At 71.4% G+C, this 16,690-nt stretch carries 22 protein-coding genes; 16 read left to right on the forward strand and 6 right to left on the reverse strand.

Annotated features, from left to right (window positions below):
- Positions 1–77 precede the first annotated feature (77 nt).
- Both QNO26_RS05265 and QNO26_RS05270 read left to right on the forward strand, forming a co-directional pair.
- Positions 78–461: a cupin domain-containing protein gene (locus QNO26_RS05265; RefSeq protein ID WP_257531678.1), complete on the forward strand. Its 384-nt coding sequence runs from the start codon at positions 78–80 to the stop codon at positions 459–461.
- Positions 462–471: 10 nt separating this feature from the next.
- A complete protein-coding gene (locus QNO26_RS05270) occupies positions 472–762 on the forward strand; it encodes a DUF4287 domain-containing protein (protein ID WP_257531676.1) in 291 nt (96 codons plus the stop codon).
- Between the two features lie 9 nt (positions 763–771).
- Here the strand turns inward: QNO26_RS05270 and QNO26_RS05275 are convergent, their stop codons facing one another.
- Entirely contained in the window at positions 772–1,437 is a 666-nt protein-coding gene (locus QNO26_RS05275) for an SDR family oxidoreductase (RefSeq protein ID WP_257531674.1), read from the reverse strand.
- A gap of 148 nt (positions 1,438–1,585) precedes the next feature.
- Here QNO26_RS05275 and QNO26_RS05280 point away from each other — a divergent pair, with 148 nt between their 5' ends.
- From QNO26_RS05280 to QNO26_RS05340, 13 genes are all read left to right on the forward strand, one after another.
- Positions 1,586–1,855 carry a hypothetical protein gene (locus QNO26_RS05280; RefSeq protein WP_257531788.1) on the forward strand — a complete coding sequence of 90 codons (270 nt, stop codon included), beginning with the start codon at positions 1,586–1,588 and terminating at the stop codon, positions 1,853–1,855.
- A gap of 78 nt (positions 1,856–1,933) precedes the next feature.
- Positions 1,934–2,266: a DUF7882 family protein gene (locus tag QNO26_RS05285; RefSeq protein ID WP_257531672.1), complete on the forward strand. Its 333-nt coding sequence runs from the start codon at positions 1,934–1,936 to the stop codon at positions 2,264–2,266.
- A 117-nt stretch (positions 2,267–2,383) separates the two neighbouring features.
- Positions 2,384–2,533, forward strand: coding sequence for a hypothetical protein (locus QNO26_RS05290; protein ID WP_257531670.1), 150 nt, complete (start codon positions 2,384–2,386; stop codon positions 2,531–2,533).
- A gap of 74 nt (positions 2,534–2,607) precedes the next feature.
- Complete coding sequence (locus QNO26_RS05295) at positions 2,608–3,045, forward strand: MarR family winged helix-turn-helix transcriptional regulator (RefSeq protein WP_257531667.1); 438 nt, start codon at positions 2,608–2,610, stop codon at positions 3,043–3,045.
- A 9-nt stretch (positions 3,046–3,054) separates the two neighbouring features.
- Positions 3,055–3,519: a DUF3817 domain-containing protein gene (locus tag QNO26_RS05300; RefSeq protein ID WP_257531665.1), complete on the forward strand. Its 465-nt coding sequence runs from the start codon at positions 3,055–3,057 to the stop codon at positions 3,517–3,519.
- Positions 3,520–3,553: 34 nt separating this feature from the next.
- Positions 3,554–3,961, forward strand: a complete 408-nt coding sequence (locus tag QNO26_RS05305) for a DoxX-related protein (protein WP_257531663.1) — start codon at positions 3,554–3,556, stop codon at positions 3,959–3,961.
- A gap of 1 nt (position 3,962) precedes the next feature.
- The gene (locus QNO26_RS05310) at positions 3,963–4,733 is read left to right on the forward strand and encodes an LLM class flavin-dependent oxidoreductase (RefSeq protein ID WP_257531661.1); all 771 of its coding nucleotides are present in this window, start codon (positions 3,963–3,965) and stop codon (positions 4,731–4,733) included.
- Between the two features lie 576 nt (positions 4,734–5,309).
- Positions 5,310–6,062 (forward strand): DUF1684 domain-containing protein, encoded by a 753-nt coding sequence (locus QNO26_RS05315; protein WP_257531659.1) that lies wholly within the window; start codon positions 5,310–5,312, stop codon positions 6,060–6,062.
- Between the two features lie 89 nt (positions 6,063–6,151).
- Positions 6,152–7,666, forward strand: coding sequence for an ABC transporter substrate-binding protein (locus tag QNO26_RS05320; RefSeq protein ID WP_257638754.1), 1,515 nt, complete (start codon positions 6,152–6,154; stop codon positions 7,664–7,666).
- Between the two features lie 34 nt (positions 7,667–7,700).
- A complete protein-coding gene (locus QNO26_RS05325) occupies positions 7,701–8,648 on the forward strand; it encodes an ABC transporter permease (protein WP_306816371.1) in 948 nt (315 codons plus the stop codon).
- Positions 8,645–9,520, forward strand: a complete 876-nt coding sequence (locus QNO26_RS05330; RefSeq protein WP_257531654.1) for an ABC transporter permease — start codon at positions 8,645–8,647, stop codon at positions 9,518–9,520. The genes QNO26_RS05325 and QNO26_RS05330 overlap by 4 nt, the downstream gene beginning before the upstream one ends.
- On the forward strand, positions 9,517–10,341 hold the full coding sequence (locus QNO26_RS05335; RefSeq protein ID WP_257638753.1) for an ATP-binding cassette domain-containing protein: 825 nt from the start codon (positions 9,517–9,519) through the stop codon (positions 10,339–10,341). Before QNO26_RS05330 ends, QNO26_RS05335 begins: the two co-directional genes overlap by 4 nt.
- Positions 10,338–11,123, forward strand: a complete 786-nt coding sequence (locus QNO26_RS05340) for an ABC transporter ATP-binding protein (RefSeq protein WP_257638752.1) — start codon at positions 10,338–10,340, stop codon at positions 11,121–11,123. The genes QNO26_RS05335 and QNO26_RS05340 overlap by 4 nt, the downstream gene beginning before the upstream one ends.
- A 176-nt stretch (positions 11,124–11,299) precedes the next feature.
- On the opposite strand, the gene QNO26_RS05345 is transcribed toward QNO26_RS05340, so the two are convergent.
- Together QNO26_RS05345 and QNO26_RS05350 are read right to left on the reverse strand one after the other, a co-directional pair.
- Positions 11,300–12,415: a class I SAM-dependent methyltransferase gene (locus tag QNO26_RS05345; RefSeq protein WP_257531647.1), complete on the reverse strand. Its 1,116-nt coding sequence runs from the start codon at positions 12,413–12,415 to the stop codon at positions 11,300–11,302.
- Complete coding sequence (locus QNO26_RS05350; protein ID WP_306824526.1) at positions 12,412–13,671, reverse strand: DUF4921 family protein; 1,260 nt, start codon at positions 13,669–13,671, stop codon at positions 12,412–12,414. Before QNO26_RS05350 ends, QNO26_RS05345 begins: the two co-directional genes overlap by 4 nt.
- A gap of 105 nt (positions 13,672–13,776) precedes the next feature.
- On the opposite strand from QNO26_RS05350, the gene QNO26_RS05355 reads away from it, so the two are divergent.
- On the forward strand, positions 13,777–14,178 hold the full coding sequence (locus tag QNO26_RS05355) for a DoxX family protein (RefSeq protein WP_257531643.1): 402 nt from the start codon (positions 13,777–13,779) through the stop codon (positions 14,176–14,178).
- Between the two features lie 10 nt (positions 14,179–14,188).
- On the opposite strand, the gene QNO26_RS05360 is transcribed toward QNO26_RS05355, so the two are convergent.
- Genes QNO26_RS05360 through QNO26_RS05370 form a run of 3 tightly spaced genes read right to left on the reverse strand, consistent with a single transcriptional unit; the run spans position 14,189 to position 16,630 of the window.
- Positions 14,189–15,061, reverse strand: coding sequence for an NYN domain-containing protein (locus QNO26_RS05360; RefSeq protein ID WP_257531641.1), 873 nt, complete (start codon positions 15,059–15,061; stop codon positions 14,189–14,191).
- Positions 15,054–16,046: a Gfo/Idh/MocA family protein gene (locus QNO26_RS05365; RefSeq protein WP_257531639.1), complete on the reverse strand. Its 993-nt coding sequence runs from the start codon at positions 16,044–16,046 to the stop codon at positions 15,054–15,056. Before QNO26_RS05365 ends, QNO26_RS05360 begins: the two co-directional genes overlap by 8 nt.
- On the reverse strand, positions 16,043–16,630 hold the full coding sequence (locus QNO26_RS05370) for a hypothetical protein (RefSeq protein WP_257638750.1): 588 nt from the start codon (positions 16,628–16,630) through the stop codon (positions 16,043–16,045). Before QNO26_RS05370 ends, QNO26_RS05365 begins: the two co-directional genes overlap by 4 nt.
- Between the last annotated feature and the right edge of the window lie 60 nt (positions 16,631–16,690).

Consider the following 16,690-nt stretch of genomic DNA (forward strand, 5'->3'; position numbering starts at 1 on the left):
CGGGGGAGCGGCCGGGTCTTGGGCCGCGGGCCGGCGTGTGCCACGCTCGGAGCAGCGACGATGCTCTGGAGGGAACGATGGAAGACGTTCTGCAACCGATCCCCGCTCAAGCGCTGCGCATCGGCAGCGGCCGCACGCGCCGGTTCGTCGGCCGCGAGCACGGTGCGGGCCTGTCGTACTTCTTCGTCGACAATGACCCCGGCCAGGGGCCGGAGTTGCACCGGCATCCGTACACCGAGACATGGATCGTGCTGGAGGGCGAGGCCGAGGTGACGATCGGCGATCGCGTCTTTCGGGCGACGGAGGGCGACACGGTGACCGCGCCGCTGTGGACCTGGCATCGCTTCGTCAACTCGGGCTCGTCGCGGCTGCGGATCGTGTGCATGCACGCGTCGCCGGTGATCATCCAGGAATGGTGGGATTCGCGCGGCACCCTCGACATCCCCTCGCTGACAGAGTGAAGGAGAGCACATGTCGTTCCAGGCGTACCTCGACGCTGTCGAGAAGAAGACCGGGCTCACCCCGCGCCAGTTGGTGGAGATCGCCGGGCAGCAGGGGTTCGATTCGTCGACCCCTGCCGGTGCGATCGTGCGGTGGCTCGCCGATGACTATGCACTCGGCCGCGGCCACGCCATGGCCATCGTCCATGTCATCACGAAGGGACCGCAGATCAGCGCGAAGCACGTCGGCAGCGGCGGCACGCACTCAGACCCCACCGACACGCTGTGGCTCGACGGGGCGGCGACGAACCCGCATCCCTGAGGCGGCGGATCAGAACCGCGCCGAGAACCCGCCGTCGGTGTGCAGCAGCTGACCGGTGACCCAGCGTCCCTCCGGCGAGAGCAGAAAGGCCACGACTCCGCCGATGTCGCGGGGCGTACCCATGCGCCCGAGCGGGTGCATACCGGTCAGGGTGGTACGCGTCTCGTCGTCCATCCAGCCGGTGTCGATCGGTCCGGGGTTGACGACGTTCGCTGAGATGCCACGGGGACCCAGCTCGCGTGCGGCGGACATGACGATGCGGTCCAGCGCCCCCTTGGAGACGCCGTAGGGGAGGTTGCCGGTGGTGTGGTCGCTCGTGAACGCGACGATCGCGCCGCCCGTCGGTGGCGCCTGCCGGGCGAATGCGGCGATCAGCAGCAGGCTTGCGCGGGCGTTGACCGCGATGTGGCGGTCGAAGCTCTCCGCGGTGGTGTCGAGGATGCCGGACTCGATGTCGTGCGCGTGGCTGAGGATGAGGGCGTCGATGGGTCCATGGTCGCCACGCACGGCTTCGATCACGGCAGCGGGGGAGGCGGGGTCAGACAGGTCCGCTGGGTAGTCCGCGGCGGTGAGGTCGCTCGTGACGACATGCCAGCCGTCGGCGACGAGGCGCGGTGCGACACCGGCGGCGATGCTGTTCGCGCGCGCGGCGCCGGTGAGGAGGGCGAGGGACATGGCTCGATGCTAGGGCCGCGGGGGCGTGGCCTTCGCGGCGCGCGCCGTTGTCAACGGACGAGGCGCGGCCGTCCTAGTCGCCTAGCCTGCCGGGCGCAAGACCTCCATGGCGCTTCGTCCGGTCACGTAGCATGGGGGCGTGACGGAGATGCAGACGATGGTTCGGACCGAAGTGCGGATCAACGGGGAGGGCTATCTTCTGGCGCAGGGTGCGGATCTCAACGAACTCCGACGTCAAATGGAGAGCGCCTCACGCGAAGGCGGCCGGTTTGTGGACTTCACTGTGGTGGGCAACCGTTCGGTTGCGGTGCTCGTCTCACCCCGCACCGAGGTCGTCATCGCCGAGGAGACGGTGCAGTTCGACGCTCGTGACACGGGGGACGACGAAGACCCGTTCGGTGGGTTCTTCGACTTGTGAGTGCGGGCCGCCTTCGCCGCGGCTCACCAGGACACGGACAGAGCTCGTGCGCCGCCGCGCACAGGACCGGAGGACCCGATGGGCAAGTTCACCTACAACTCGCAGACCAGCGCGACCTTCGATGATCGCCTGCTCGCCCATCTGCAGGTGGTGATCGGCGCGAAGCTCCGTCGCTCCGAAGGGTTCTTCTTCACCTGGCGGGAGGACTCGAGCCTGGGGGGTGGCCGTACCGCCCTGTGGATCCACCCGGGGGCATCGTTGACGTTCAAGTTCAGCGGCAGCCGCGAGCCCCGCATCAACCGGGCCTGGATCGACGCGCTCGCCGCGACGGCGAACTCGCCGCGTGGCCTCTATGCCGTTCCCGAGCCACAGCTGTCAGAGAGCGACGTCGAGCGGGTCCTGCTGGGTTGACCCGGGCCGGCGGGCTGGTGGATCCGTCGCAGCGCGCCGCGCGACAGGGCGCGTCCCCGGGCCTGCTCCGTGTCAAGTCGTTGCATCCGCCGGTCGCCGTGCGCTCTGATGGACCGCATGGATGACGATCGCAGCCTGCCGCCGATCACCCCTGGCCCGGAGCCCGACACGACCGATGCCGCCGAGCCCGACGACGTCGACGCGCGGCTGGATGCCGAAGACGCGCCGCCCATGGTGGACGGCGACGGCGAGGTGGTCACGGACTGAGGGCCGTGGTGCGCGAGAGCCCTCCCTCCGGCTCGATAGCATCGAGTGTCGGTCCGAGCGGAGGAGGAGTCGCGATGAGCGTCGAGCGACCACCGTTCAGCCCCGTCATCGCGCTGCTGACCGTCTCTGCGCTGTGGGATGCCCGGCTGGGGGCTGCGCTGAAGTCCATCGGGCTGACGACCCGGAAGTACGCGCTCCTCGCCCACGTCGGCGCGGAGCCGGGCATCTCGTTCAGCGAACTCGCCCGCCGCAGCCAGATCACCGTGCAGACGGCGCACACCGCCGTGCGCGCCCTCGCCGACGACGGCATGGTGACCGACGCGATGGCGCACGCCGGTTCGGCGTCGGACCTGCGGGTGACGCCCAAGGGCCGACGGGCGCTCGACGCGGCAGTCGCGCTGCTGGCGTCACTGGATGCCACATTCACCGCATCCCTGCCCACGCTCGCGACCGCTCTGGAAGGGCTGCACGAGCGGCCCGACGGTGACGATCCGGAACATTCCTTCAGATAGACTGAAGGAATGTTCCGTACTCCGCGCAGGCTCTTCCGCACGTTCGCGTTCGCCGAGGCCGTCTCGTGGACGCTGCTGATCGCCGGACTCATCCTGCGCGCCACGATGGACCTGGACATCGCCGCCACGATCGGCGGCAGCATCCATGGATTCGTCTTCATCTCGTACGGGGCGACGGCGATTCTGGTGTCCAAGAACAACCGGTGGAAGCCCGGACCGACGGCGGTCGCCGTGATTTCCGCCGTGATCCCGTATGCGACGATCCCGGTCGAGATGTGGCTGGACCGCCGCGGCCGACTGAACGGCGAGTGGCGGCTGGAGGAGACCGGCGACCCCCGCGAACGCGCCTGGCACGATCGGCTGCTGCGCGCCCTGCTGCGCCGGCCACTGCTGTTCGGGTTGGCGCTGCTGGCCGCGGTGATCGTGGTGTTCACCGTGCTGCTCATCATCGGCCCTCCCGGCGGACGCCACTGATCCACGCCGCCGGGCGGATGCCAGGATGGGTGGCGTGTCGACGCCGATCCTCCGCCCCCTCGCCCGCTGGGCGCTGGCGGCGCTCCTCGCCGCAGCGGGCCTGGCCCACCTGTTCTGGCTGCGCCGCGGGTTCCGCATCGCCGTGCCGCCGTGGGCGACCCGGCTGCTGCACACCGACAAGGACATGATCGTGGTGTCGTCGGGGGCCGCCGAGCTGGTGTTGAGCGCCGGGGTGGTGGCGCTGCCGCACGAGCGGCGCCGGGTCGGCATGGCGGTGGCGGCGTTCTTCGTCGCGGTGTTCCCCGGCAACGTGCACCAGTGGCGCACCGGCACTCCGGCGCCGGGCCTGCGCACCGACCGCGTCCGCCTGCTGCGGCTGTTCCTGCAGCCGCTGCTGGTCGCCTGGTCGCTATGGGCCACCGCGCCCGAAAGGAGCCGCTGACATGCTGTCGATCGGCATCGCCGCCGCCGCGGGACCGCAGGTCGCCGCGGCCCTCGCGCCCGTGCTCGAAGAGAACGGCTTCCATGCGCTCTGGGTGAACGACACTCCCGGCGTCGACGCGCTGCCGGTGCTCGCCGCGGCTGCCGCGGCATCCGAGCGACTCGTGCTGTCGACCGGCGTGCTGCCGATCGACAGACGTGACCCCGACGACATCGTCGACGCAATGGAGCGGCTCGGTCTGCCGCAGCACCGGCTCACCCTCGGCATCGGGTCGGGCGGCTTGCGTGCGGGCGCCCTGGCGCGCGTCGGCGACGCGGCGGCGGCCCTGCGTGAGCGCACCACCGCGCGGGTCGTGGTGGGCGCGCTCGGACCTCGCATGCGCCGGCAGGCCGCGGAGCAGGCGGACGGGGTGCTGCTGAGCTGGCTCGACCCCGCGACGGCCGCCGTGCAGGCGGTCGAAGCGCATGCGGCGGCCGGCTCGAGCACGGTCGCCTTGTATGTGCGCACCGCGGTCGATGCAGCCGCCGACCCCGCCCTGCGCGCCGAGACCGCCCGCTACGCCGGCTATCCCGCGTACGCCGCCCACTTCGCGCGGCTGGGACTCGACCCCGCGCGCACCGTCATCCACAGTTCGGCCGACCTGGGCGCGGCGGTTGCCGCCTATGAAGCGGCCGTCGACGAAGTGGTGCTGCGCGCCATCACGGCGGGAGACGCAGCCGCCGACTACGTGTCGTTCGCCACCGTCATCGCCCGCAGGCGCGCCGGTCGTTGAGCGCCCCGGGTCGTTGAGCGAGCGGAGCGCCCCGGGTCGTTGAGCGAGCGGAGCGCCCCGGGCCGTTGAGCGAGCGGAGCGAGACGAAACGGGGTTCCCCGCGCGGTTGCGGCGTTTCGTCTCGGGCGCTGCGCGTCCTCGCTCAACGACCGGGTGGGTGGGTGCGGGCCGTTGAGCGAGCGGAGCGAGACGAAACGGGGTTCCCCGCGCGGTTGCGGCGTTTCGTCTCGGGCGCTGCGCGTCCTCGCTCAACGACCGGTGGGGTGGGTGCGGGCCGTTGAGCGAGCGGAGCGAGACGAAACGGGGTTCCCTGCGCGGTTGCGGCGTTTCGTCTCGGGCGCTGCGCGTCCTCGCTCAACGACCGGGTGGTTGCGGCGTTTCGTCTCGGGCGCTGCGCGTCCTCGCTCAACGACCGGTTGGTTGCGGCGTTTCGTCTCGGGCGCTGCGCGTCCTCGCTCGACGACCGGGTGGTTGGGGCGTTTCGTCTCGGGCGCTGCGCGTCCTCGCTCAACGACCGGGACGGCGAAACATGAGGCAACGGAATTATTGTGCGGCCCCTGCGTTTGGTTACCTGTCATGGTGAGCACCGAAACGATCACAACAGCGTCCGACAGCTACGCAGAATGGGCGCGCGCGCGCCGCGAGACCGTCACGGGTGCGCAGGGCGCGCTCTCGCTCGTGCTCACGCACTGGTCGCCTCCCGGTGAGCCCGCGGTCGATGAGGCCGTCGCCCGCGAGGGCCACCCGGCTACGGCGCTGTTCACCCGGCTGCAGCGCACCGACATCGACACCGGACTGCCGCAGGAGGGCTACCGCATCTGGCGGCAGGACTCGCCGGCGCAGCAGGCCTTCGAAGACATCGACCGGTACCCGTACGACCCGGCCTGGGTCCTCGAGGGACGCTTCGAGCTCGTCGACGAGCAGCGGGTCGTGCCGTTCGAGCACATCAAGGATGCCGGTGCCACGCGCGGCCTTCCCGTCTCGGGCGACCTGGTGTTCACCGTCGACGGCACGGAGTACCGGCTGAACGCGTTCGACACCGTCTACGGCGGCACCGCCAAGCTGCAGCTGGTGTTCGGCGACCGCACCAACGGCGTCGAGACGTACGGCGCCGGCCGCTTCCTCTTCCTCGACCGGCCGGCCGAGTCCCGCGACCTGCGCCCCGGCGACAGCGTCGCCCTGACGGTCGACTTCAACCGCGCCACCGTGCCGCCCTGCGGGTTCTCCAACCAGATGAACTGTCCGCTGCCGCCGGCGCAGAACCGGCTGCCGTTCGCGCTGCGCGCGGGCGAGAGGCGCGTGCGCTTCGCCGACGGCTTCACCCTCTGACGTCCTCCCTTCCCCTTCCCCTTCCCCTTCCGCTCACCGACACCCGGCGCCCGCGCCGACCGCGTTCCCCCCACAGCAAAGGACCCGACGTGACTTCACGCCGTCTCACCCGCCTCCTCACCGCGTCCGCCGCGGCATCCGCCGGTCTGCTCGTCCTCTCGGGCTGCGCCGCGGGCGACACCTCGACGTCGGGCTCGGGCGCGCCCGACCCCGCCGCCGAGATCGTCATCGGCTCGCAGAACGAGCCGACCAACCTGGACCAGATCTTCGGTGGCTCCTCCGGCGTCACCGAGGTGTTCACGGGCAACGTCTACGAGGGCCTGTTCCGCATCACCGACGACGCCGAGGTCGAGCCGCTGCTGGCGACCGAGACCGAGGTCTCCGACGACGGCCTCGTCTACACCTTCACCCTCGCCGACGCCGCGTTCCACTCCGGCGACCCGCTGACGGCCGACGATGTGAAGTACAGCCTCGAGCGCTTCGTGGGGGAGGACTCCATCGCCGCGCGCAAGCGCCAGCTGAGCGTGATCGACAGCGTCGACGTCGTCGACGACAACACCGTCGCCGTCACGCTGACGCAGCCGTCGATCAGTTTCACCTACAACCTCGGCTACGTCTGGATCGTCAACGACGAGGCCGGTGAGCTCACCACCAGCGCCGACGGCACCGGCCCCTACGCCCTCGCCGACTACCGCAAGGGCGACTCCATCACCCTCGAGGTGAACGAGGACTACTGGGGCGACGCCCCGGCCAACGGCGGGGTGGTCTACCAGTACTACGCCGACCCCACCGCGTTGAACAACGCGCTGCTGACCGGCGCCGTCGACCTCGTCACGAGCCAGTCCAACCCCGACAGCCTCACCGAGTTCGAGGCGGCCGGCTTCCAGATCATCGAGGGCACCTCCACCACCAAGGAGCTGCTGGCGTTCAACGACCGCATCGAGCCGTTCAGCAACGTCAACGTGCGCAAGGCGGTGTACTCCGCGATCGACCGCGAGAAGCTGCTCGACGCCATCTGGGACGGCCGCGGCGAACTGATCGGCTCGATGGTGCCCCCGTCGGAGCCCTGGTACCTCGACCTCGCCGACAACAACCCGTACGACCCCGAGCTGTCGGCGCAGCTGCTCGCCGACGCGGGCTACGCCGACGGGTTCGCCTTCACCATCGACACCCCGGACTCGGGCGTGCACTCGACCGTGGCGGAGTTCCTCAAGTCGGAGCTGGCGAAGGTCGGCATCACCGTCGACATCAACATCATCACCGACGACGAGTGGTACCAGAAGGTCTACAACGACAAGAACTTCGAGGCCACGCTGCAGGGTCACGTCAACGACCGCGACATCAACTTCTACGGCAACCCCGACTTCTACTGGGGCTACGACAACGCCGACGTGCAGACCTGGCTGGCCGCGTCCGAGGCGGCATCCAGCGTCGAGGAGCAGACCGAGCTCATCGCGCAGGCGAACCAGCAGATCTCCGATGACGCCGCCAGCATCTGGCTGTACCTGAACCCGCAGCTGCGCATCGCAGCGGAGGGCGTGACGGGCGTGCCGCAGAATGGACTGAACTCCCTCTTCTACGTGTACGACATCACGAAGGCATAGCGCGATCGCCCGGTATCTGCTTCGACGGACAGGATTGCTGCTGCTGGCGTTCGCGCTGGCGGTGACGATCCTGTTCGTCGTGCTCCGGGTGCTGGGCAACCCCGTGTTCGCGTTGATCTCGGTCGGCGCGACGGATGCCGAGATCGCCGCGGCCGCCACCCGGCTCGGGGTGGACCGCCCGATCTGGGAGCAGTTCCTGTCGTACCTCGGCCAGCTGCTGTCCTTCGATCTCGGGCAGTCGTTCACCAACCACCTCGACGTCGGCGACGAGATCGTGCGGCGGCTCAACGTCACCCTGCCGCTGACGCTGCTGTCGTTCCTGCTGTCGGTGCTCATCGCCGTGCCCGTGGGCTTCTTCGCCGCCTGGAAGTCGCGCACCTGGTACGGCACCGCGTTCTCGGCGGTGTCGCAGCTGGGCGGCGCGATCCCGGTGTTCTGGGTGGGGATCCTGCTCGTGGCGGTGCTGTCGCTGGGATGGCGGATGTTCCCCGCCGGCGGCTTCCCCCGCACCGACTGGGAGGACCCCGGCGCCGCGCTGTACGCGCTGACACTTCCGGTGATCACGATCGCGATCGTCGCCGGCAGCGACCTCGCGCGGTACGTGCGCAGCGCCACGCTCGACATCCTCGGGCAGCAGTACCTGCGCGCCGCCCGCGCCACGGGCCAGAGCTTCGCCACGGCGCTCTGGCGCCACGGCGTGCGCAACGGCGTCGTGCCGCTCATCTCGATCCTCGCGATCCAGCTGTCGACGACCTTCGTCGGCGCCGTCATCATCGAGCGCGTCTTCGCGCTGCCGGGCCTGGGTGACATGCTGCTCGTGGGCATCAAGGAGCAGGACTTCCCGAGCGTGCAGGGCGTGCTGCTCTTCTCCACCGCCCTGGTGCTGCTGCTCGGATTCCTCGCCGACGTGCTGCAGCGCCTCATCGACCCGCGGCTGCGCGATTCGCTGTCGGGCAACCGTCGGGTGAAGGCGGCCGCATGACGACCACGATCCTCCCCACCCCGGACGCACCGCCGATCGCGCCGACCGTGCGGCGCCGCACCCGACGCTCGATCAACCTGGCCGTCGGCGGCATCCTGTTCGGGCTCATCGCCGTCATCGGACTGGTGTCGGTGTTCTGGACCCCCTTCGCCTACGACGACACCGGTGGCGGTCGCCTGCAGCCGCCGTCGGCGGAGCACTGGGCCGGCACCGACCGGCTCGGCCGCGACCTGTTCACGCAGCTCATGATCGGCGCGCGCCTGGCCCTCGCCGTCGGCTTCGGGTCGGTGATCATCGCCGCCCTCCTCGGGATCGCCCTGGGGCTGGCCGCCGCCGCCGCCCGCCGCTGGGTCGACGACGCGATCTCGAGCCTGCTCGACATCGCGATCGCCTTCCCGACGCTGCTGCTGGCGATGCTCATCGTCGCGTGGCGCGGTGCCTCGCTGGACTCGGCCATCCTCGCCATCGGACTGGCGGGAGCGGCCGTGATCGCCCGGCTCACCCGCATCACCGCGACCCGCGTGATGGCGATGGACTTCGTCACCGCGGCACGCACCTCCGGCACCGGCACCCTCGGCATCCTGCGCCTGCACGTGCTGCGCAACGTCTGGCCCACGCTCATCGTGCCGCTGGCCCTGCAGTTCGGCGGCGCGGTGGGCGCGGAGGCGTCGCTGTCGTACCTCGGGCTCGGGTCGCCGCCGCCGAACGCGTCGTGGGGCCGCATGCTGCAGGAGGCGCAGAGCACGGTGCTCGTCGCGCCGACCGCCGCGATCCTCCCCGGCATCCTGCTGGTGGCCCTCATCATCGGTGTGAACCTGCTGGCCGACGGCTTGCGCGACATCGCCGATCCGACCTCCCGGAGCATCCGATGACCCCGTTGCTGGCGATCGAGGGCCTCGGTGTGCGCCTCGAGGGACCGGAACTGGTCGACCTCGTGCACGCGGTGGACGTGGCACTGGAACCGGGGGAGCGGCTCGGGATCATCGGCGAATCGGGGTCGGGCAAGTCCCTGACGGCGCTGGCGGCGCTCGGGCTTCTCGCGCACCCGCTGGCCGCCCGCGGATCGGTGCGCGTGGACACCGGCCACGACGTCGTCGAGGTCGTCGGCACCGCATCGCGGCGGCTCGATCGCGTGCGCGGCACGACGATGAGCGCGGTCTTCCAGGAGCCGCTGGCGTCGCTGGACCCCCTCATGCGGGTGGGCAAGCAGATCGCGTGGCCGTTGGCTCATCATCGCGGGCTGCATGGCGAGGCGCTGCGACGAGCGGTCCTCGACGCCCTGGCCGACGTGCAGCTGGCCGAACCGGAGCGCATCGCCCGGTCGTACATCCACGAGATCTCGGGTGGGCAGCGCCAGCGCGTCGCGATCGCCCTGGCGCTGGCCGCGGGCCCCCGGCTGCTCATCGCCGACGAGCCGACGACCGCCCTCGACGTCACGGTGCAAGCCGGCATCCTCGAGCTGCTGCAGCGGGAGGTCACCGACCGCGGGATGACGCTGCTGTTCATCAGCCACGACCTGCCGGTGGTGTCGACCATCGCCGACCGTGTGCTGGTGATGCGCAACGGACGCCAGGTGGAGCTGGGCGACACCGCGCAGATCCTCACCGCGCCCCGTGACCCCTACACGGCCCAGCTCGTCGCGGCATCCCGGCGGCTCGACGAGTTCCTGCCCCGCGTCGGAGGTCGCGCATGACCGGGGTGACGCCGCTGCTGGCGGCTGAGGGGATCGACTTCGCCTACGGGCACGGGCGACCGGTGCTGCGCGACGTGTCGCTGTCGCTCGCGCCGGGCGAGAGCCTGGGGCTCGTCGGCGAGTCCGGGGCGGGCAAGACCTCGCTGCTGCGGCTGCTGCTGGGCCTGCAGTCGCCCACCGGCGGGCGCGTGCTCTTCGACGGCACCCCGCTGGACCGCCGGTCGGGCGCGGAGATGCGGCGGTTCCGCCGCGCGGTGCAGCCGGTGTACCAGGATCCGTTCTCGTCGTTGGATCCCCGCATGACGGTCGGGGAGTCCATCGCCGAGCCGCTGCGGTCGCTGCGCGTCACGACCGACCGTGCGGGCCGCGCGGCGCGGGTGGCGGAGCTGCTCGCGGCGGTCGACCTGCCGGCGGATGCCGCGACGCGCTACCCCGACGCCTTCTCCGGCGGACAGCGGCAGCGCATCGCGATCGCCCGCGCGCTGGCGCCCCGGCCACGGCTGATCCTTGCGGACGAACCGGTGAGCGCCTTGGACACCTCGGTGCGCATGCACGTGATCGAGCTGTTCCAGCGGCTGTCCCGCGAGCAGGGGATCGGCATGCTGCTCGTCTCGCACGACCTCACGATCGTGTCGGCGCTGTGCGCACGCATGGCGGTGCTGGAGTCCGGGCGCATCGTGGAGGAGGGGCCGACCGCCCGCCTGCTCTCGGAGCCCGAGCACCCCTACACGCGCCGCCTGCTGGCCTCGGTGCCGCGCCTGCCGCGACCCGCGGGTCGTTGAGCGAGCGGAGCGGAGTCGAAACGCGGTTGGGGCGTTTCGTCTCGGGCGCTGCGCGCCCTCGCTCAACGACCGGGGTGGGCGCTGCGCGGTCGTTGAGCGAGCGGAGCGAGACGAAACGTCCTACCTTGCGGGGCGTTTCGTCTCGGGCGCTGCGCGCCCTCGCTCGACGACCGGGGTCAGCGGCGGGTGGAGACCGTGACGGTGAATTTCGCGTTGCGGGCCACCTGCCGGGTCGGGCCCACCAGCCGCTCCAGCGCGGGGCGATAGCGCAGCGCCGAGTTCCACACGCACCACAGCTCTCCGCCGGGCTTCAGCACGCGTGCGGCGTCGTCGAACAGCCGGGGCGCCAGCGCATCGGTGACGGCCGCGCCGCTGTGGAACGGGGGGTTCAAGGCGATGAACCCGGCGACGCCATCGGGGAGCGCCGACAGGGCGTCGTCCTGCTCCACCCGCACCCGCCCGCCCACGGCGTTCGCCTCCGCGGTCGCGCGCGCCGAGGCCACCGCGGCGGCCGAGGCGTCGCTGGCGTAGACCCGCAGGTGCGGATGCCGCATCGCGAGGGCGGCGGCGATCACGCCGGTGCCGCAGGCGAGGTCGACGACGAGGTCGCCGGGAGCCCCCGACGGCAGCTCGTCGGGAAGGTGCTCCAGCAGCAGTCGCGTGCCGATGTCGATGCGGGGGCCGGCGAACACCCCGCCGAACGCGCACACGGTCATACCGTCGTGCCGCTCGTGGGCGGGCTGCGGGTCGGCGCCCTCACGCGGTTCGCGGGCGATCAGCACCCGCGCCTTCTGCCGTGCGTGGGTCACGTCCAAGCGCGAGAAATGACGACGCAGCACGTCGTTCATCGCGGGGGTCATGTGCTTTATGCGTCCCCCGGCATATACCTCGACGCGGGGATGCGCGTGCGCGGCGATGAGCCCGGCGATGTCGTCGAGCGCCGCGAGCGACCGCGGCAGTCGCATCAGCACGATCCGCGCGTCGGCGACCAGCGGCGCGGTCAGTGGCAACGATCGCACGCGGTCGCCGAGGGCGAACGTGTGGGCGTTGGCGGCCAGGGCCCGCTCCCCGGTGATCGCATCCTGATGCACGCGGATGTCCCCGGCCCCGGCATCCGCCGCCCCCAGCGCAAGAGCACCGTACGCATCGCCGATCACCACGAGCTCGCCGTCGTGAGCCGCCGCCCGCGCGGAGGCGGACTCGTCCAGCAGCAGACGGTCGGCGGCGTCGACGGCCCGCAGGTCGGCCGCTTCGACGTCCGGCCAGCGTCGCAGCGCGTTCAGATCGATCATGCCGACTCCGCGTAACGCAGGCGTGCGTCGTCGGGGGCGCATTCGTCGCCGATGCGGATGCCCGGTGCGAGCGCGCCCGCCTCCCGCAGCTCTCGCAACCGGGTGACGGCGCGGTCGCGCAGCGCCCACGGGTCGATCGTGTTGACGTAGATCTTCGTGCCGCCTTCGAAGCCGGCCGGGGTGGAGATGCGCCACTTCAGCACGACGCGCCACGGCATGGGCCAGGACGCCCCGGGTGGCCGGTAGTGCCACTCCTCGTTGGTCGGCACCTGGTGCCCCGTCGCGGCGTGCAGGGCGTGGAGCAGGTCCGAGACCGCCCGCACCTCGGACGCGCTGTGCTCGGCGGGCAGGTTCGCCGACGACGTCGAATACACCTCGAACGCGGGGTAGCGGTGGCCGACACCCGCGAACGCCACCGCACCGTCGGTCGCCGCCACCACGAGGCCCTCGCGCACCGACATGTCGGCGATGGCGTGCTGGTACAGCTCGTGATCGGATGCCAGCATGCGCAGCTCCCGGTCGATCTGCGGCCCCGCTTCGTCCACGGCGACGAGCTGCTTGTGCAGGTGGTCGAAGGAGGCTCCCGCAGGGCGCAGCCAGTTCTGGAACACCGAGATGTATGCCGCGTGCGGCTGCGCCGCCGCGATCTCCGCCAGCGAGCGCACCGTGAAGGCGATGTACGCAGCATGCTCGTCGGGGGTCAGCCGCCCGGACGAGCACAGGTCGTCGTCGGTGCGCGCGCCCTCGACGACGTGGCGGCGCGCCACGATCACGTCGTGCGATCCACCGACGAGGTCGAGGGCCGCCTCCTCCAGGCTCTGCGTCTCCCCGGAGGCCTGAGCCCGGATGGCGGCGAGAGCGCGGATGTGCTCGTGCCCCACCGGGTCGGCGAGGTACCGCTCGGCCCACTGCACGACCTCGGACGGCTGGCGGAACCCATGGTTCTCACGCCAGTACTCCGCCGAGACGATCTCGAACAGATTGCCGAACCGCCGGAAGCGCGCGGTCGTATCGGAGAGCTGTGCTGCGGGCACCCGGCGGATCTCGGCGAAGTCCGGCCCGACCAGGCGCGCCTTCTCCGGCGTGGTCTCGAGGTAGCGGCCCTCGCAGAACGCGCACAGCCGGCGTTCCTCTCCCGGGGCGAGCACGGCGACGTCGTGCCGCGGAGTGAACAGCGGTCGCCCGGCGCGGCCGGGCACCGTCCACACCCGGGTCCCGGTGAGGGGGCCCAGCTGTTTCACCGTCCCGTCGGGCATCCGCTGCAGCGGCGGGAGCTGCCTCGCGTCGCTCACCCTTCCACCCTACCCACGGGCGGTGTCAAGACGTCGACGGCCCGCCCGGGGGTCGGCTTGACTGGCGCGATGAAGAACGTCGCGCGCTGGCTGCTGGCCGGCTCCATGCTGTTCGCGGGCCTCAGCCACCTGTTCTGGGGGAGGCGCGAGTTCCAGGCGCAGGTGCCGGACTGGACCACCGAGGTGGTGCCGATCGACAAGGACGGCGTGGTCGTGGCATCCGGGGTCGTGGAGGCCGCGTTCGGCGTGGCACTCGTGGCGCTGCCGAAGGAGCGCCGGCGCATCGGCGCGGCGCTGGCGGCGTTCTTCGTGGCCGTGTTCCCCGGCAACATCGCGCAGTACACCGAGCGCCGCGACGGTTTCGGACTCGACACCGATCAGAAGCGCCTGACGCGCCTGTTCTTCCAGCCGCTGCTGGTGGCGTGGGCGCTGTGGTCGACGTCTCCGTCGCCGCGCCGCGCGCGACGCTGAGCCCGCCCGCTCAGCGCGCGTCGGGGTGGAAGCGCACCTGACGGGTGTTGCCCTCCTCGCGCAGATCGACCACCTTCGGGTGCTCGCGCAGGAAGTCCGTGAACGACTTGTGGCCGAGCTCCTTCTCGCTGAACGAGGGGTCCATGCGCCGCATGAGGTCCTTCACGGCCGAGGCGTTGACCCACTCGTCGTCGGTGCGCACGCCCTCGAGCCGCAGCGCCCGCTCGAGCAGCTCGGTGGCGGGATCGCCGGCCCGCTTGCGCGCCCGCGACCGCGAGGGGGTGGAATCCTTCTTGTCCGACGCGGTCGTGTCGGGGCGCACGACACCGGGGAGGGAGTCGTACGAGTCGAACTGGTCGCATGCGGCGGCGAGCGACTTGGCGGTCGAGCCGGCCACGCCGACACCCACCACGATGCGTCCGAGGCGCTTGCAACGCTGAGCCAGCGGCACGTAATCGCTGTCGCCGCCGACGATGACCACGTGGGTGAGGTCCGGCAGCCGGAACATGTCCTCGACGACGTCGACGGCCAGGCGGATGTCGGCGCCGTTCTTCGCATAGGCGGCGGCGGGGAACAGCTGCACCAGGTCGACCGCGCGCGCGACCAGCTGCGAGCGGTACTCGGCGTTGACGGGAGAGGACCAGTCGGCGTACGCCCGGGTGAGCACGAGCGTGCCGAAGGATGCCGCGTAGTCGATGATCGCGCCCACGTCGATCGTGGCCAGCGCGAGCCGTCCGGCCACCTCGGGGTCGGTGGCGTCCGCGGCGATCTTCTGGCGGTCGCGGGAGTAGGCGTTGCGCCCGTGCACGCGGTCGTACCAGCTCATCACGATGTTGTCGAAGTCGAGATACACGGCCACGCGGGCCGGCTGCTGCTCAGCCATGGATTGTCTCCTGCGGGTAGTGCACGCCGATCTGCGCGCGGATGTCGTCGAGGGTGCCCATGATGGCGACACTCTCGTCCAGGGAAAGCTCTTCGCTGTCGGTGCGGCCCTCCGCGATCAGACGCTCGGCGGCGAGGGCCTGATACTGCATGCCGCGGCCGTCGACGTCCGACACGAACTCCTCGCGGATGGTCCCGTCGGGATCGGTCAGCCGGAAGGTGGTGGGGGCGTACCAGGTGCGGTCGATGTCGATGCGCCCCTCGGTGCCGACGACGTGCGCGGTGTTGGGGCCGGCGGCGCGTGAGGACGAGACCGAGCTGGACACCGCGCCGGAGGCGTGGGTCATGACGGTGGCGACCTCCGCGTCGGCGCCTGTCTCGGCCAGTCGGGCGACAGCACGCACCGAAGTGGGGGCGCCCAGCACATCCCAGATGAAGGAGACCGGGTAGATGCCCAGGTCCAGCAGCGCGCCGCCGCCCAGTTCGAGGGCGTTCAGCCGGTGCGTCGGGTCGGCGGTGATCTTCTGGGTGTGGTCGGCGAACACCGTGCGCACCTCACCCACGGCTCCCTCGGCGATCAGCCGGCGGATGCGCTGCATGTGGGGCAGGTAGCGCGTCCACATCGCCTCCATCGCCAGCAGGCCGTTGCGACGGGCGACGTCGCGCACCCGGGCGGCCTCGGCCGCGGTGAGGGTGAAGGGCTTCTCCACGAGCACGTGCTTGCCGGCGTCGAGCATCATCACGGCGTTGTCGGCGTGCGCGGGGTGCGGCGTGGCGATGTAGACGATGTCGACCTCGGGGTCCGCGGCCAGGTCCTCATAGGAACCGTGGGCGCGCGGGATCGAGAACTCGTCGGCGAAGCGCTGTGCGGATGCCGCACTGCGCGAGCCCACTGCGACGACATCGAGCCCCGCGGTGCGCAGGTCGCTTGTGAAAGCGTGGGCGATGCCGCCCGTGGCGAGGATTCCCCAGCGAAGACCGGTCATCCTTCGAGCGTACCCGTCGCCGGGCGTCGCGCCGGCGGCTGGGGCGGCCGGTCGGAGACGCCCAGGAGGAACGCGGCGATGTCGGCACCGTTGCCGGCCAGCACCGGTCCGCGGCCGAACTCCCACCCGTCGTCGTCGGCGCGCACGGTGTGACCCGCGACCACGGCGCGTCGGTCGAACGGTGCGGAGGTCGCGGCATACAGCGCGACCGCTCCGGTGACCGTCGGGGGCAGGCGCGGCGGCGAACCGATCGCGGCGGCCAGGCGCAGATGGGCCCGCACGCCGTGGGCGAGGGCGCGGATGCCGCGCCGGCGGCCGGCGCGCACCGTCGCCGCCGCCCGCTCCAGCAGGGCCGCCGAGTGTGCCGGGCCACCGATGACGTCGTCGGCGGGCGGCGGATCGATGCGCGCGGTGGTGAGGTACTCGCCCGCCAGGGCGGCGGCCCGGGGCGCGGGCAGAGCGGCGAGCACCCCGGCATCGGCGGCGATGAGATCGGCCAACTGCGCGCGGCGGTCGGCGGTGACCGCGGACTCATCGCCGTGCGGCCGGTTGCTCAGCGGCAGGAAACGTCCCAGATCCGGCATGCGGGCAGTCTAGGCCGACGCGGCATCCAGCCGTCGGCGAACCTCTGACCCGTCCGATGC

This window comes from Microbacterium sp. zg-Y1090 (assembly GCF_030246945.1).
Taxonomy (GTDB): Bacteria; Actinomycetota; Actinomycetes; order Actinomycetales; family Microbacteriaceae; genus Microbacterium; species Microbacterium wangruii.